The organism is Bacillus sp. GZB, from assembly GCF_001975995.1.
GTDB classification, from domain to species: domain Bacteria; phylum Bacillota; class Bacilli; order Bacillales; family Bacillaceae; genus Bacillus; species Bacillus velezensis.
This window is the reverse complement of the sequence record NZ_MTQG01000017.1, coordinates 242,036-257,829: the sequence shown is the minus strand read 5'-3', so window position 1 is coordinate 257,829 and position 15,794 is coordinate 242,036. Positions and strand designations below refer to the sequence as shown.

The following is a 15,794-nucleotide window of genomic DNA, read 5'->3' as shown; positions in this document are numbered from 1 at the left end:
TATCAATCCTTTCCCGACATGCTGCACATGACGTCCAGCATGCCTTCAATCGTATAAGTGTCAGGCACATGGGATGAGATCCCGTATTCCAAGAGCGCTTTCTCTGTCAAAGGGCCGATGCTGATATAGCTCGCACCGCTGTTTTCCCACGCTTTTTCTCCGTCTCCGACCGCGTGCATAAACGTATGGACCGCCGATGAGCTGGTAAACGTAATAAAATCAAAATGAGAGCGGGATGCAGCCCGTCTCAGCTCGTCCATGCCTTTTTCATCCTGAATGGTATTGTATAACACCCATTCCCTTATTTGATAGCCAAGCGGCTCAAGCTCCGCTTTTATGACATCGCGTGATAAATTGCCCTTTATCACTGAAACGGGTTCGGCAGCTGATGCGTGCCGTTTTAAAGTATCAGCCAGACATTCCGCCACATACTCGTCAGGCATCGCATCCGTCCGGGCTCCCCGCTCTTTCAGGGCGCGCGCAGTCTTTTCACCGACGGCTGCGATTTTTTTCCGTCCCGAAAGCGCAAGACCGTGACGATCAAGATAGGAAAAAAAGAACCGGACACCGTTTACGCTTGTAAACACAAGCCATCCCGGCTCAGAAAGGTCTTCCCGGAGACTGTCCGCACATTCATCCGGGAGCGCTTCCTGAAAAGCGATCAGCGAAGCGGAAACAGCCGTTCCGCCGAGCGCCTCTACTTTTTTTCGGAACGGTGCGGCCTGTCTTTTGTTCCGGGTGACAAGCACGGTCTTTCCTTGTAAAGGAAGGTCATTTGCCATCCTGATCGAGCTCCTGTTTTACACTGTCGATTAATGCTTTGGCTCCTTTTTCAGACATCATCGCCGCACAGCGTTTCCCAATTTCTTCCGGATTATGTCCCGCCGCTGTTTCTTTATAAATCGTCTTTCCGTCCGGAGACGCGACAAGACCGACCAATTCAACCTCATCCCGGTCATTGACGGACGCATACCCGGCTATCGGCACTTGGCAGCCGCCTTCCATCGCGTGTAAGAAAGCCCGTTCGGCTGCCACCGTGCGCTGCGTATACTCATCGGTAAATTGCGCAAACAGCTTCAAAAGCTCCTCATCCGACTCTCTGCATTCAATGGCAAGAGCGCCTTGGCCGACCGCAGGCAGACAGCGGTCCGGTTCGAGAAATTCAGATACGACATCATCTTTCCAGCCCATTCTCGAAAGCCCCGCAGCCGCTAAAATAATAGCATCGTAATCTTCCGTTTCAAGCTTTTGAAGTCTCGTATCGATATTGCCTCTGATCCACTTAATTGTAAGGTCAGGGCGTTCAGCAAGAATCTGGGCGCTTCTTCTTAAACTGCTGGTGCCGATGATGCCCCCTTCTTTTATGTCGTCCAGCTTTTGATGCTCTTTTGAAATCAGCGCATCACGCGGATCCTCACGTTTCGGTATGCAGCCTATGACAAGACCCTCAGGCAAAACGGCGGGCATGTCTTTCATGCTGTGAACCGCCATATCAATCTCCTGATGCAGCAGCGCCTGTTCAATCTCTTTGACAAACAAACCTTTGCCGCCCACTTTTGACAGCGTAACATCGAGGATGCGGTCGCCTTTTGTGACAATCTCCCGGATTTCAAAGTTATAGGAAGGGTTCAATTCCTTCAATTTGTTAATCACCCATTTTGTCTGGGTCATAGCCAGTTTGCTCCGTCTGGAACCTACCTTAATCGTTCTCATTTTCTTTCCTCCCGAATCTGTTTGGGCGCGTGCGTTAACTGAACCAATGGAATTGCGACAGGCTTCCGAGCAGGAAGTAATTAATCATCAGCACGAGAAAACATGCTGAATTCCATAACGCCGCCACTTTTCCCTGCAGTTCCTTAATCATTCTGATATATAAATAGTAGCTGTATAAAAGCAGCACAATAAACGAACCGAGCACTTTTGAATCAAACCAGTACAGCGTTTCAAGCGACACATACGCCCAGATCACGCCTAATATCAGGCTCAACAGCAGCATCGGAACCCCGATGACATTTAAAACGTAAGCCATATAATCAAGTTTTGACAAATCTTCAATTCTCAACAGCCATTTTCCCCACTTTTTCTTCTTTAATAAAGAATATTGAAACTGATAAAGAAGCGAAAAAACAAAAGAAAGGGAAAAAGCGCCGTAAGACAGAATCGCCATTGTAATATGAATGACCAAAAGCTCTGAGACCAGCTGGCCGGAAAAAGCGGCCGAATGCTGATCCGTCGGTGAAAACGTATGGATCGCAATCATCGAGAAACCGATGACATTCGTGAAAAACACGATAAAATCAACGCGCAGAATCTGCGTGACCACAAGTGAGAGCGTGACAAGCACCCACGCATAAAAGTAAAGGGCCTCCGTAATATTCAAGACCGGAAATCTGCCCGTCTGCCACATGAAATAAGAAAGATAGACGGTTTGCAGAGTCCAGACAATAGAAAGCAACCAGAAGGCCATTTTCCCAGCCTTCCGGTTGTGTTGAAGAAAATCTATAAAGTAAAAAAGGACGCTTACTGCATAAATAACAATTGTCGCTTCATTAAGTCTTGCCATTGCTGTATCAATCATACAGCCCTCACTCACTTACAAGCGGACGTAAGCCCGTTTTTGCTTCTGCCTTTTGAAACGAATGAACCGTCTGGCGGTTATCCAGGCTTTTGTCCAGCTGGCGGCCGGCCTCTTCCTCAATATCGAAAATCTGCATAAACAGCTTCAGCTTTTCATCTGAATCCGCTTCAGCCGCAAGCTCTTTCGCTTTCAGAATCGGGTCTCGCAGCATTTGGTTAATGATGCTTTTCGTATGTTTGCTGAGAAGTTTTTTCTCTCTTACCGTCAGATGAGGCAGCTTACGCTCAATGCTCTGCATCGTATCGGACTGGATGGACAGCGCCTTTTCACGCAGCGCCGAAATGACCGGCACAACGCCGAGCGTATTAAGCCACTGCTTAAACTCAACAATTGCCGCTTCAATAAACAGCTCGACTTTTTCAGCGGTTTCACGGCGTTCTTGTAAGTTGGCTTCAACGATTCCTTCAAGGTCATCAATATCATACAAAAAAACACCTTCAAGATCGTTCAGCGCCGGATCGAGATCTCTCGGCACAGCGATATCCACCATAAATAACGGACGGCCTTTCCGCTGTCTGCCCGCTCTCTCCATCATTTCTTTAGACACGACGAAATCACTTGCGCCTGTCGAACTGATTAAAATATCAGCTTCAGCAAGTGCATGTTCAAGCTGGTTTAAGCTGCGCGCTTCTCCGGAGAAACGGTCAGCAAGCGCTTTTGCCTTCAAAAACGTTCTGTTGATGACCGTTACTTTGCCGATACCCTGACCGTGCAGGTTTTCTGCGGCGAGCTCGCCCATTTTTCCCGCACCGAGAATCAAAATGTGCTTATTTGACAATGAGCCGAAGATTTTTTTCGCGAGTTCAACGGCGGCGTAACTGACGGAAACGGCATTGGCGCCGATATCGGTTTCGGCATGCGTGCGTTTGCCGACGGTCACCGCCTGTTTAAACAGCTCATTGAAAATGGTGCCGATCGTCTTTTCTGCCTGCGCCGTTTTAAAGCTCGAGCGGACCTGGCCGAGTATTTGCGTTTCTCCGATGACCATGGAATCCAAACCGCACGCCACACGGAATAAATGCTCGATCGCCGCGTCGCTCTCATAAAATTTCAGAAACGGAGACAGCTCTTCTTTCGGCAGCGAGAACCATTCGGATAAAAATGTCTTTATATAATAACGGCCGGTATGAAGCTGGTCGACCACCGCATATATTTCGGTGCGGTTGCAGGTTGACACGATAATGTTTTCAAGAACGCTTTTTTCTTCTTTTAAACGGAGCATCGCTTCTGCAAGCTCATCCGGCTGAAAACTTATTTTTTCGCGTATTTCAATAGGGGCGGATTTATAATCTACTCCCACAACAAGAATATGCATCGCTTTCATGCACCCCCGTACATCGCAATTTATTTATAATCATTCTAACATAGAATTTATTATTTAGAATGATTATAACATAGTTTCTTCGGAAAAAATGTGAACAGATTTCAAAAATGTTGTGCTATAGTATAAAAAGCTCGTTTCCACTGTAATCATCATACTAAAAATCCTTTACTGCGGGTAGGTGACAGGATGAAAAAAACATCAATTTTATTACCGGGACTTCTGCTTGCCGCTTCATTATTCGCATGGCTTCAGAGCGGACAGGTTCACCTGTTTGCGAATCAGGGGGAATGGCCGGTGCTCCTTATGCTTTTGGGCGCCGTGCTCTTGTATCAGGGCAAAAAGGAAGCGGCCGGGCCTCACGTCCTGATCGGCATGCTTCTTTTCGGCATAGGTTTACACTTTTTCGCCAAACCTGAGCTCTCATGGTGGCCGGGAGATTTTGAAATGATTCTCTTCGTCTTCGGATTCTCCTTATTTGCGGCAGCCAGAAAAGAATATGTATACGAAGCGGTTGCCATGATTGGTTTTTCCCTCTTTTTATACTTCTTTAAACAAATTACGGCATGGCTGGAGTCCGTCCATATTCCGACGGAACACTTCAAAACATACTGGCCGTATGTTTTCATCGGAATCAGCCTTTTATTATTGTTTATCAAGCGGAACAAAACTATACGATAAAACCCAAAACGCACTGCGTTTTGGGTTTTTCATTACCGGCTGATCATTTTTTTAATGGCTCCCCATGCTTCATCTTTGCCTTTTTTCGTTTCAGAGGAAAATAAAATCAGCTCATCTTCAGGATCCATATCAAGCGTCTGTTTGACAACCTTTAAGTGCTTGTCCCATTTTCCTTTTGGAATCTTATCCGCTTTTGTCGCGATAACGATGACGGGAATGCCGTAATACTTCAGGAATTCGTACATGTTCACGTCTTCAGCAGACGGCGCGTGCCTGAGGTCGACAATCTGCACGCAGGCTTTCAGTTCTTCGCGGGTCGTCATATAGGTTTCAATCATTCTCCCCCATGCTTCCCGCTCGCTTTTGGAAACTTTCGCAAATCCGTACCCTGGAACGTCGACAAAATGCAATTCATCATTTATGATGTAAAAGTTTAAGGTCTGTGTTTTCCCCGGTTTTGATGACGTTCTGGCCAAGTTTTTCCGATTGATTAATGAATTGATAAAAGATGACTTTCCTACATTTGATCTTCCCGCCAGCGCGATTTCCGGAAGCCCCCCATTAGGGTACTGTTCGGGTTTGACCGCGCTGATCACGATTTCTGACTTTGTGACTTTCATTTCTTCTCTCCTACTAAGGCATGTTCCAAAACGTCATCCAGGTGAGAAACGAATATAAACTTCAGTCCTTCTCTGACGCTTTCTGGAATATCCTCTATATCTTTTTCGTTATCTTTAGGCGCAATAATAGTAGTCAGGCCCGCTCTGTGCGCGCCGAGCGCCTTTTCTTTCAGTCCGCCGATCGGAAGCACGCGGCCCCGCAGCGTGATTTCTCCCGTCATACCGACTTCGCGTTTTACCGCACGGTCCGTTAATGCTGAAACGAGCGCCGTGGCCATCGTAATTCCGGCAGAAGGGCCGTCTTTCGGCACCGCTCCTTCAGGGACATGGATATGAATGTCATACTTCTCATGGAATTTCGGGTCGATTCCGAACTGTTCCGCTTTCGAGCGGACATAACTGAAAGCGGCCTGCGCTGATTCCCGCATGACATCTCCAAGCTTCCCGGTCAGAATCAGCTTTCCTTTTCCTGGTGACAATGACACTTCGATTGACAGCGTATCTCCGCCGACCGTCGTATACGCAAGCCCCGTGACAACCCCGATTTGATCTTCGGTTTCCGCCTGTCCGTATCTGAATATCCGTTTTCCGAGGTAGTCGGCCAGATTTTTCTCTGTAACGGTAATGCGTTTTCTCTCCTCAGACACAATGGCTTTCGCAGCCTTTCGGCAAATGGCGGCAATCTGGCGTTCAAGCGTTCTCACGCCGGCTTCCCTCGTATAGTAGCGGATGATGTCCGTAATCGCCTGATCCCGAATCTGCAGGTTGCTCTTTGTGAGCCCGTGCTCTTTGATTTGTTTCGGAAGCAGGTGGTCTTTCACGATCTCCAGCTTTTCGTTTTCAGTGTAGCCTGACAGGCTGATAATCTCCATTCTGTCTCTGAGAGGTCCCGGTATGGAAGCAAGGTTATTCGCAGTCGCGATAAACAGCACTTTCGATAAATCGAACGTCTCTTCAATATAGTGGTCGCTGAATGTGCTGTTTTGTTCCGGATCCAGCACCTCAAGCATCGCCGAAGACGGATCGCCTCTGAAATCAGACGACATTTTGTCGATCTCATCCAGGAGAAAGACCGGATTTTGTTTGCCGGCTTTTTTCATCCCCTGTATAATACGGCCCGGCATCGCTCCGACGTATGTACGTCGGTGCCCGCGGATTTCAGACTCATCGCGCACTCCGCCCAGTGAAATTCTCACAAAACGGCGCCCCATGCTCGTACTGATTGATTTTGCAAGAGATGTTTTACCGACTCCCGGAGGTCCGGCCAGACAAAGAATCGGCCCTTTCAGCGTTTTCGTCAGCTGTTTCACGGCCAAATACTCCAAAATCCGCTCTTTCACTTTCTCTAAGCCGTGGTGCTCTTTATCTAAGATTTCCCCGGCTTTTTTAATATCAAGTTTATCTTCTGTTTCATCCGACCACGGAAGGGCGATGAGCCAGTCAATATAGTTGCGGATAACAGAGCTTTCCGCTGAGCTTGACGGCACTTTTTCGTAACGGCTTAATTCCTTAAGCGCCGTTTCTTTGACACGCTCAGGCATGCCTGCTTCTTCTATCTTTTCCGTGAGCGACTGAACTTCGCCGGTTTTTCCTTCTTTGTCGCCAAGCTCCTTCTGAATGGCTTTCATCTGTTCACGCAAGTAGTATTCCTTTTGAGTGCGTTCCATCGAACGTTTGACGCGCTGACCGATTTTTTTCTCAATCTCCAACACTTCTTTTTCATTATGAATGGAACGGATGACTTTATTCAGACGTTCTTTAATATCCGCCGTTTCTAAAATGTCCTGCTTGTCCTTTAATTTCAGCGGGAGATGAGAAGCGACGATATCCGCCATTCTGCCGGGCTCTTCAATATCAGTCACAGCCGCATACGTTTCTGCGGAGATTTTTTTAGAAATTTTTATGTACTGGTCAAAATGGTCCAGCAGCGTCCGCATAAGCGCTTCGTCTTCCACGTCTTTTGAATCATCCTCATGCATCAGCTGTATATCGACCGAAGTATAATCTTCGAGCTCGGTGTATTCAAGGATCTGCGCCCGCTGAATTCCTTCTACAAGCACTCTGATCGTACCGTTGGGCAGCTTCAGCATCTGTTTAATTTTTGTATAAGTGCCGACGGCGAAAATATCCTCTTCACCCGGTTCGTCTATCGAAATATCCTGCTGAGTGGCTAAAAAAATCATATGATCATGCATCATTGCCTGTTCAAGAGCCTGAACCGACTTGTCACGGCCTACATCTAAATGTAAAACCATTGTCGGGTATACCAATAAGCCTCTTAAAGGGAGGAGCGGGATGCTGCGTTTTGTATCTTCTGCCATGTGACTGACACCTCCGTGACTTTAGTATGAACCATTATAATACAACTTTTTCATCGTTGTACAATTCCGGGATCGGGCAAAATCGGCTTATCCGCCTGCCCTGTATATAAAACAGTCTCTTCGTAGTATACCCTTTCTTTCTGTTCTGAAAAAGGAAAAGATGTCCTCCATAAAAAAACCCCATTATAAAAATGGGGTTTATACGGATTCTTTATTCATTTGGATATCAAACGGTTTTTGTTCTGAAGGTGGGTCAACCAATATGACGTCCAGCACTTCCTGGAACGTTTTTACCGCTTTAATGGTGATTCCGTCTATTCGTTTCAGAATGGACTGCTGATTTTCATATGGGATAATGACCGTTTTTGCTCCGGCCTGTTTTGCGGCTTTAATTTTCGGAATGACGCCGCCGATCGGTTTGACAAGCCCCGTCAGGCTGATTTCTCCCGTCATCGCCACCGTATGGTCGATCGGGATGCGGTGAATCGCGGAAAAAATCCCCGCGGCCATCGCGATACCTGCTGAAGGTCCGTCAATCGGGCCTCCGCCCGGAAAATTGACGTGAATGTCATAGTCTGAAGGTTTGATGCCCATTGTGCGCAGAACCGTCAGAACATTTTCTACAGATCCCTTCGCCATGCTTTTGCGGCGGATCGACTTCGATTGGCTGCCGATGCTTTCTTCCTCTGCAATTCCCGTGATATTCAGGCTTCCTTTGTCCTGCGCAGGTGTGACATTCACTTCGATTTCCAGCAATGCGCCGCTGTTCGGCCCGTAGACAGCAAGTCCGTTCACGATGCCGACTTGCGGTTCATCGGCGATTTTCTGCTCATTTTTAGGTGTAAGCTGACTGGAATGAACAACCCATTCTATATCTTCTGTCGTAATTTCTTGTCTGTCCTCAGTCACCGCCATGCCGGCGGCGATCTGGATCATATTGACGGCTTCACGTCCGTTTCTCGTATATGTGGTCAGCACACTGAGAGCTTCGTCAGAAATCTCTTTCTGAATTTTGTCGGCTGCTTTTTTCGCAACGATTTTAAGTTCATCCTTTTCCAGCTCGCGGAAAAATACTTCAAGACAGCGCGAACGGATGGCCGGCGGAATTTCATTCGGCATTCTCGTTGTCGCTCCGATCAAACGGAAATCTGCCGGAAGCCCATTTTGAAAAATATCATGAATGTGATTCGGTATTTGCGTATTTTCTTCACTGTAATACGCACTGTCTAAAAATACTTTTCGATCTTCAAGCACCTTCAGCATTTTATTCATCTGAATCGGATGAAGCTCGCCGATTTCATCAATAAACAATACCCCGCCGTGAGCATGGGTCACAGCCCCCTGTTTCGGCTGCGGAATGCCTGCTTGGCCCATCGCACCCGCTCCCTGATAAATCGGATCATGCACTGAACCGATAAGCGGATCGGCAATCCCCCGTTCATCAAACCGCGCGGTCGTCGCATCAAGTTCAACAAAAACAGCCTGCTTTTGAAACGGTGACTGTTTATGTTTTTTCGCTTCTTCCAATACCAGCCGCGCCGCAGCCGTTTTTCCGACTCCCGGAGGACCGTAAATAATGACGTGCTGCGGGTTCGGTCCGCAAAGCGCTGCTTTTAACGCTTTAATTCCGTCTTCCTGACCGACAATGTCCTGAAAACTTTTCGGCCGCACCTTTTCTGATAAGGGTTCTGATAAACTGATGGCGCGCATTTTGCGCAGCTGTTCCATTTCTTTTTTTGATTCTTTATCTATCGTCACTTTTTGTGTACGCTGGTTTTTGAGCAGATTCCAAAAATATAATCCGATGACTATCCCGAAAAACAGCTGTACAAATAATGCGATCCCTGTCCAACTCATGCTGGTCCCTCCTGAAAAAACGATTTATGTATCCAATTCATTCCTCTGTCCGCTAGTATCTCCCAGCAAAGCCCGGAATAAACATTTTCAGAAGGGTCAGGACAAGAAAAAAAACCTCCTGATCAATTCGAGTCAGGAGGTTTTGTCATGTTATGCTGATGTTTTATCTTGGCCGACAACTGTGCCGTCTTTTAATACAAGACGCGGTGCTTCACCGTCTGCGACTGTCGCTCCGGTAATGACACATTTTTCAATATCATCGCGGGACGGCAGATCAAACATGACGTCAAGCATGATGCCTTCAATGATAGAACGCAGGCCGCGTGCGCCTGTTTTACGCTCGATCGCTTTTTTCGCAATTTCAGATAATGCCTCGTCTTCAAATTCAAGCTCGACATCATCAAGTTCTAACATTTTCTTGTATTGTTTGACGAGTGCGTTTTTCGGTTTAGTCAGAATTTCAACCAGTGCCGTTTCGTCAAGCTGCTCAAGGCTTGCAATGACAGGAAGACGGCCGATGAATTCAGGAATCAGACCGAAACGGAGCAAGTCTTCCGGAAGAACTTTAGAAAGCAGTTCTTCTTTTTCCAGGTCTGCCGCTTTATTATCTGAGCCGAAACCGATGACTTTTTGTCCGAGACGGCGTTTGATAATTTGTTCAATGCCGTCAAATGCACCGCCGCAAATGAACAGAATATTCGTCGTATCGATCTGGATGAATTCCTGATGAGGATGTTTGCGTCCTCCTTGAGGCGGCACGCTTGCAACCGTTCCTTCAAGAATTTTCAGCAGCGCCTGCTGAACGCCTTCGCCTGATACGTCGCGTGTAATGGACGGGTTTTCAGATTTTCGCGCTACTTTATCGATTTCATCGATATAAATAATGCCTTTTTCTGCTTTTTCCACATCATAGTCTGCTGCCTGAATCAGCTTGAGGAGGATGTTTTCTACGTCCTCACCGACATATCCGGCTTCAGTCAGAGATGTAGCGTCCGCGATCGCAAACGGCACGTTCAGAATACGCGCAAGCGTCTGGGCAAGAAGTGTTTTCCCGCTTCCAGTCGGTCCGATTAAAGAAATGTTACTTTTAGAAAGCTCAACATCATCCACTTTACTGTTGGAATTGATGCGTTTGTAATGGTTGTATACCGCAACCGCAAGTGATTTCTTCGCCTGATCCTGTCCGATGACATATTCATTCAGAATCTCACGGATTTCCTGCGGCTTCGGAACGTCTTTAAATTCGACTTCTTCTTCCGTACCAAGCTCTTCCTCTACGATTTCTGTACAGAGCTCAATACATTCGTCGCATATATATACACCCGGTCCTGCAACCAGCTTACGAACCTGATCTTGCGTTTTTCCGCAGAACGAGCATTTCAATTGTCCTTTTTCCTCGTTGAATTTAAACATTCTTTCACCCCTTAATCTTGTCTCACTTTTTCTTTTACCTGAAGGGCAAAAGAAAACGGTTCTTGCTACGATCGAGTATGTATTGCATTTTACCATACTTTCCAGTAAGACGGTAACAATGTGTTTCGCACTTGCACATTCTATATGTATGACGAAAAACAGCCCGGCAATGACTATCTTGCCCCAAGAAAAAGAGTTATATCATAATTGTACAAAACAAGGCACGAATTAATCGCGCCCTGTTTTATTATGTCTATTATTATGAACCATATTAACGGTTTTCTACAAGAAAATCAATTGCTTTTCGAACTTTTAAATCTTCTTTCATCGCGTCAGTTGAACCGATTGCCTGCTTGATGTTTTCAACCGGCATGTTGTAAGCTTCAGCCATTTTAGTCAGCTCAGCTTCAACTTCTTCGTCTGTTACTTCAAGGTTTTCAGCTTGAGCGATCGCTTCAAGAGTCAGGTTTGATTTTACGCGTTTTGCGGCATCTTCTTTCATTTGCTCTTTTAACGCGTTTTCGTCTTGGCCTGAGAATTGAGTGTAAAGCTCAAGGTTCATGCCTTGCATTTGCAGACGCTGTTCGAATTCTTTCAGCATGCGGTCAAGCTCAGTGTCGATCATCGCTTGAGGAACATCAGCTTCAGCGTTTTCAGATGCTTTCAGAACAAGCTCTTCACGCAATTTAGCGTCAGCTTCGTTTTCTTTCGCTTCTTCAAGGCGTTTTTTTGTTTTCTCAGTTAATTCAGCAAGCGTTTCAACTTCTTCGTCAATGTCTTTTGCGAATTCGTCGTTAAGCTCAGGAAGCTCTTTCGCTTTGATTTCATGAATTTTCACTTTGAAAACAGCTGGTTTTCCAGCAAGCTCTTCAGCGTGGTACTCTTCAGGGAATGTTACTTCAACATCCTTTTCAGCGCCTGCTTCAAGGCCTGTTAACTGCTCTTCGAAGCCCGGGATGAATGAACCTGATCCTACTTCAAGTGAGTAGTTCTCAGCTTTTCCGCCTTCAAACGCTTCCCCGTCAACGAAACCTTCGAAGTCAAGAACGACTGTATCGCCGTTTTCAACAGCGCCTTCTTCTTTCACGACAAGCTCAGCCTGACGCTCTTGAAGCGCTTTAAGTTCGTTTTGTACATCTTCGTCAGTAACGGCAGTGTCATCTTTTTCGATTCCTAAGCCTTTGTAGTCGCCAAGTTTTACTTCCGGTTTTACAGTCACTTTTGCAGTGAAAATCAAACTTTCGCCTTTTTCGATTTTTTCAACATCGATTTCAGGGCGGTCTACAGGCTCAATGCCGGCTTCTTCAACCGCTTTAGGGTATTCTACAGGAAGTAAAATATCTAAAGCATCCTGGTAAAGAGCTTCAACGCCGAAACGCTGTTCGAATAAACCGCGGGGAACTTTCCCTTTGCGGAATCCAGGAATAGAAACCTGTTTTACTACTTTTTTAAATGCATCATCAAGAGCTGTTTTGAACGTATCCGCATCAACTTCAACCGTTAATACGCCTTCGTTGCCTTCTTGTTTTTCCCATTTTACAGACATGTGTTTCCCTCCAAAAATCTATTCAGGTTGTGTCGGTCTTCCATTCTAAAGCAATCCGCGGCTTTGTCAAAGAAAAAACCGCTTTGAATCAGAATCATTATGTAATGAACTGGCAGCCTGTCCAACCGTAATTCTCATTTCAGTTAAACCGCTATACATAAATACAACCACTATATTATAACATAACGCCTACCGCTTTCAACTATATGGTGTGATTTACAAATAAGAAATTTCTTCAATATCCTTAATCATCGTGCAGGCTTCTTCAAGTTCGCGGCTGTCAAACTCGTACATCATATGAAGTTCCTCCGGCTCAATGTCAATACCGTGCATCTCGTAACCGACCTTATGAAGCGCCGCCGCCCATAAATCTGCGTTCATAAACTTCGGCATAAAAGGGTGCAGGACGTACAGATGCCTTCTCCACAGCTCCTCGACGGCAGCGTATAATGTAGGGTTTTCATTGCCGAGCGTTTCATCAAGCACCCGGAGAACGCGATGCAAAACCGGAGCCGCATCAGGCTGAACCGTTTCACTCGGAACCGCGGTCATTGAATCGCCGAATTTTGTAATATGAACCGGCTTGCTGTAGTCATGCTCCGCCATCAGCGTCAAAATCATCGTCTTGATAAGCGGATGTGCGCCCGGATCTTGAAGAATCGTTTTTAAGAGACCCGTGTATTTTGCAATATTGCGGTCTTTGAGAGAATGAATCAGATTCATTTGTTCAGCGGGGCTGTTCAGCACTTTTTCCGCATCAAGAATGTCCTCGTATTCCTCCTCCCACGCTTCATCCTGCTGGTCGGGATCGGTCATTTTGCGGCTGAATTCGAGCAGCCGGTAGAATTGCTCCGCACTTTCTGCGGGCAGCTGGTTTTCTTCCAGCACAGCTTCAATCGTGCTTTTGACTTCTTCATATTGTTTCAGCTGAATTAAAATGGTCATGTACACCTGCAGTACGGTGAAATAATGGCCGTACCCTTCATTCAGCATTTTCTCGCAAACTTGTTTTGCTTCTTCCAATTCCCCGAGTTCCAGAAAACAAATCGCCATGCCTAAATGTACGTCGGACTCGGTATCGCCGTGGCTTACCGCCTCTGAGAACAGTTCGAGGGCCTCCTGATATTGTTTATCCTTCATGGCGGCCATCCCTTTATCAACCAAGCGTTCTTTCAGACGGGGGAAAGGAATGATATCAGCTTTTTTCTTGTCATGCGTCATACTTTATTTCCTTTCAGGCGCTATTTTTTTCAAGTGTATCAACACGCGTCAGGAAACACAAGAAAGGATGGTGCGCACGGTAAAAAAAGCCGCCGGACAGATGCCGGTCGGCTTTTTTCAGGCTTGAAGCCAAGAACTTCTTTTCGATTCAAACTGCTGAATGTCGTCCTCCAGCAGAAGCGTTAATGAAATTTCATCATAACCGTTGATCAGCATTTCCTTCCAGTGAGGATCGACTTCAAATGAAATCTCTTTTCCTTCACTGTCGTGAATGAGCTGGTTTTCCAAATCAACCGTCATGTTAAGAGACTGATTTTCATATTGACCGGCGAGTTTTTTCCACTGATCATACGGCATACGGATGGGAAGCATACCGTTTTTAAAACAGTTTTGATGAAAAATATCGGCAAATGACGGAGCAATGATGATTTTGAAGCCGTAATCATCCAGCGCCCAAGGAGCGTGCTCACGGGATGATCCGCAGCCGAAATTCTCCCCGGCAATTAATATGGACGCGCCTTCATAGACTTTGCGGTTTAATTCAAATTCAGGATCAGGCTCACCGTTCTCAAGGTATCTCCAATCAAAAAACGCGAATCTGCCGTATCCTGTTCTTTCAATTCTTTTCAAAAACTGTTTCGGAATAATCTGGTCCGTATCGACGTTGATCCGGTTTAAGACAGCCGCTTTTCCCGTATGCGTTTTTAAAGGTTCCATCTTTTCGCGCACTCCTTACACAACTGTTTTTTCTTGATAAAACTTTCTTACATCGACGAAATGCCCGTGAATGGCCGCCATTGCCGCCATCGCCGGACTGACAAGGTGTGTTCTCGCGCCTTTTCCCTGTCTGCCTTCGAAGTTGCGGTTGGAAGTGGAAGCGCATCGTTCCCCTTCAGGCACGACATCATTGTTCATACTGAGGCACATGCTGCAGCCTGATTCTCTCCATTCAAAGCCGGCCTCGAGAAACACGCGGTGCAGCCCTTCTTCTTCGGCCTGCTGTTTCACGCTTTGAGAACCCGGCACCACAATGGCTCTGACGCTGTCGGCGACTTTTCGGCCTTTGATCATATCCGCAGCCTGGCGAAGATCGGTCATCCGCGAATTTGTACAGGAGCCGATAAACACATGCTCGACTTTAATATCTTCAATTTTTTGATTCGGTGAGATTCCCATGTATTCGTACGCGCGGATGGCTTCTTTTTTACCGTCTTCAGAATCAATCGTTTCCGGCGCCGGTATTTGGGCATCGACCGGGAGAACCATGCCGGGATTGACGCCCCATGTTACCATTGGAGAAATCTCGCTGCCGTCTAACACGATGGAATGATCGTATACGGCGCCCGGATCGGTTTTTAACGCTTTCCATTCTGCGGCGGCTTTGTCAAACTCTTCGCCTTTAGGCGCGTATTTACGGTTTTTACAATATTCGATCGTCGTGTCATCAGGAGCGATCAGTCCCGCCCGGGCTCCCGCTTCTATTGACATATTGCAGACGGTCATGCGTTCGTCCATAGACATGTTTCTGAATACTTCCCCGGTGTATTCAATGACATATCCAGTACCGAATTTCACCCCGTATTTTCCGATGACCGACAAGATGACATCCTTCGCGGTCACTCCTTTTTGGAGCGTTCCGTCAACGCGGATTTCAAGCGTTTTCGGCCGCTGCTGCCATAATGTCTGTGTGGAGAGAACATGTTCCACCTCACTTGTGCCGATACCGAAGGCAAGCGCTCCGAACGCGCCGTGAGTCGATGTATGGCTGTCTCCGCAAACGATCGTTTTCCCCGGAAGTGTCAGACCAAGCTCAGGCCCGACTACGTGAACGATTCCCTGGTCTGCGCTATGAAGATCCGCAAGACGGACGCCGAACTCCTCGCAATTCCGTTCAAGCGCGGTTACTTGGCGCTTTGCGACTTCATCTTTAATGTCAAAACGGTTGACGGTCGGAATATTGTGGTCCATCGTCGCGAATGTGTTCTGCGGCCGTCTGACCTTTCTTCCCTTCTGCCTTAACCCTTCAAACGCCTGAGGAGACGTCACCTCATGAATTAGGTGCAGATCAATATAGAGAAGGTCGGGTTTTCCTTCACCGCTTTTTACAACATGCCGATCCCAAATCTTTTCGATGATTGTTCGAGGCATCATCTTTGTTTCCTCCCTCTACCTATGA

The 15,794-nt window shown here is 46.7% G+C and carries 13 protein-coding genes; 1 reads left to right on the top strand and 12 read right to left on the bottom strand.

Translation table 11 applies throughout. From position 1 onward, the window contains the following. Positions 1-2: 2 nt before the first annotated feature. Genes BXO87_RS12285 through hemA form a run of 4 tightly spaced genes read right to left on the bottom strand, consistent with a single transcriptional unit; the run spans position 3 to position 3,953 of the window. Positions 3-782 carry a uroporphyrinogen-III synthase gene (locus tag BXO87_RS12285; protein WP_038459390.1) on the bottom strand — a complete coding sequence of 260 codons (780 nt, stop codon included), beginning with the start codon at positions 780-782 and terminating at the stop codon, positions 3-5. Continuing rightward, a complete protein-coding gene (gene hemC, locus BXO87_RS12280; RefSeq protein WP_038459392.1) occupies positions 772-1,713 on the bottom strand; it encodes a hydroxymethylbilane synthase in 942 nt (313 codons plus the stop codon). Before hemC ends, BXO87_RS12285 begins: the two co-directional genes overlap by 11 nt. 34 nt (positions 1,714-1,747) lie before the next feature. Further along, a complete protein-coding gene (locus BXO87_RS12275; protein ID WP_007408154.1) occupies positions 1,748-2,578 on the bottom strand; it encodes a cytochrome c biogenesis protein in 831 nt (276 codons plus the stop codon). A 7-nt stretch (positions 2,579-2,585) separates the two neighbouring features. Then, positions 2,586-3,953, bottom strand: a complete 1,368-nt coding sequence (gene hemA / locus BXO87_RS12270) for a glutamyl-tRNA reductase (protein WP_003152628.1) — start codon at positions 3,951-3,953, stop codon at positions 2,586-2,588. A 195-nt stretch (positions 3,954-4,148) separates the two neighbouring features. On the opposite strand from hemA, the gene BXO87_RS12265 reads away from it, so the two are divergent. Beyond that, positions 4,149-4,640 carry a hypothetical protein gene (locus BXO87_RS12265; RefSeq protein WP_015240316.1) on the top strand — a complete coding sequence of 164 codons (492 nt, stop codon included), beginning with the start codon at positions 4,149-4,151 and terminating at the stop codon, positions 4,638-4,640. 32 nt (positions 4,641-4,672) lie between these two features. On the opposite strand, the gene yihA is transcribed toward BXO87_RS12265, so the two are convergent. The 8 genes from yihA to leuC all read right to left on the bottom strand — a co-directional run bounded on the left by yihA (position 4,673) and on the right by leuC (position 15,769). Continuing rightward, entirely contained in the window at positions 4,673-5,260 is a 588-nt protein-coding gene (gene yihA, locus BXO87_RS12260; protein WP_007612895.1) for a ribosome biogenesis GTP-binding protein YihA/YsxC, read from the bottom strand. Then, positions 5,257-7,581, bottom strand: a complete 2,325-nt coding sequence (gene lon / locus BXO87_RS12255) for an endopeptidase La (RefSeq protein WP_007612896.1) — start codon at positions 7,579-7,581, stop codon at positions 5,257-5,259. The genes yihA and lon overlap by 4 nt, the downstream gene beginning before the upstream one ends. Positions 7,582-7,779: 198 nt before the next feature. Further along, on the bottom strand, positions 7,780-9,438 hold the full coding sequence (lonB, locus tag BXO87_RS12250; RefSeq protein ID WP_007612897.1) for an ATP-dependent protease LonB: 1,659 nt from the start codon (positions 9,436-9,438) through the stop codon (positions 7,780-7,782). A gap of 150 nt (positions 9,439-9,588) precedes the next feature. Next, positions 9,589-10,851, bottom strand: coding sequence for an ATP-dependent protease ATP-binding subunit ClpX (gene clpX / locus BXO87_RS12245; RefSeq protein WP_007408149.1), 1,263 nt, complete (start codon positions 10,849-10,851; stop codon positions 9,589-9,591). A gap of 271 nt (positions 10,852-11,122) precedes the next feature. Beyond that, positions 11,123-12,397: a trigger factor gene (gene tig, locus BXO87_RS12240; RefSeq protein WP_003152618.1), complete on the bottom strand. Its 1,275-nt coding sequence runs from the start codon at positions 12,395-12,397 to the stop codon at positions 11,123-11,125. A gap of 216 nt (positions 12,398-12,613) precedes the next feature. Next, positions 12,614-13,618 carry a DNA damage checkpoint antagonist DdcA gene (gene ddcA, locus BXO87_RS12235; protein ID WP_038459394.1) on the bottom strand — a complete coding sequence of 335 codons (1,005 nt, stop codon included), beginning with the start codon at positions 13,616-13,618 and terminating at the stop codon, positions 12,614-12,616. A gap of 117 nt (positions 13,619-13,735) precedes the next feature. Further along, the gene (gene leuD / locus BXO87_RS12230) at positions 13,736-14,335 is read right to left on the bottom strand and encodes a 3-isopropylmalate dehydratase small subunit (protein WP_007408146.1); all 600 of its coding nucleotides are present in this window, start codon (positions 14,333-14,335) and stop codon (positions 13,736-13,738) included. Between the two features lie 15 nt (positions 14,336-14,350). Next, entirely contained in the window at positions 14,351-15,769 is a 1,419-nt protein-coding gene (leuC, locus tag BXO87_RS12225; RefSeq protein WP_038459396.1) for a 3-isopropylmalate dehydratase large subunit, read from the bottom strand. Positions 15,770-15,794: the final 25 nt, after the last annotated feature.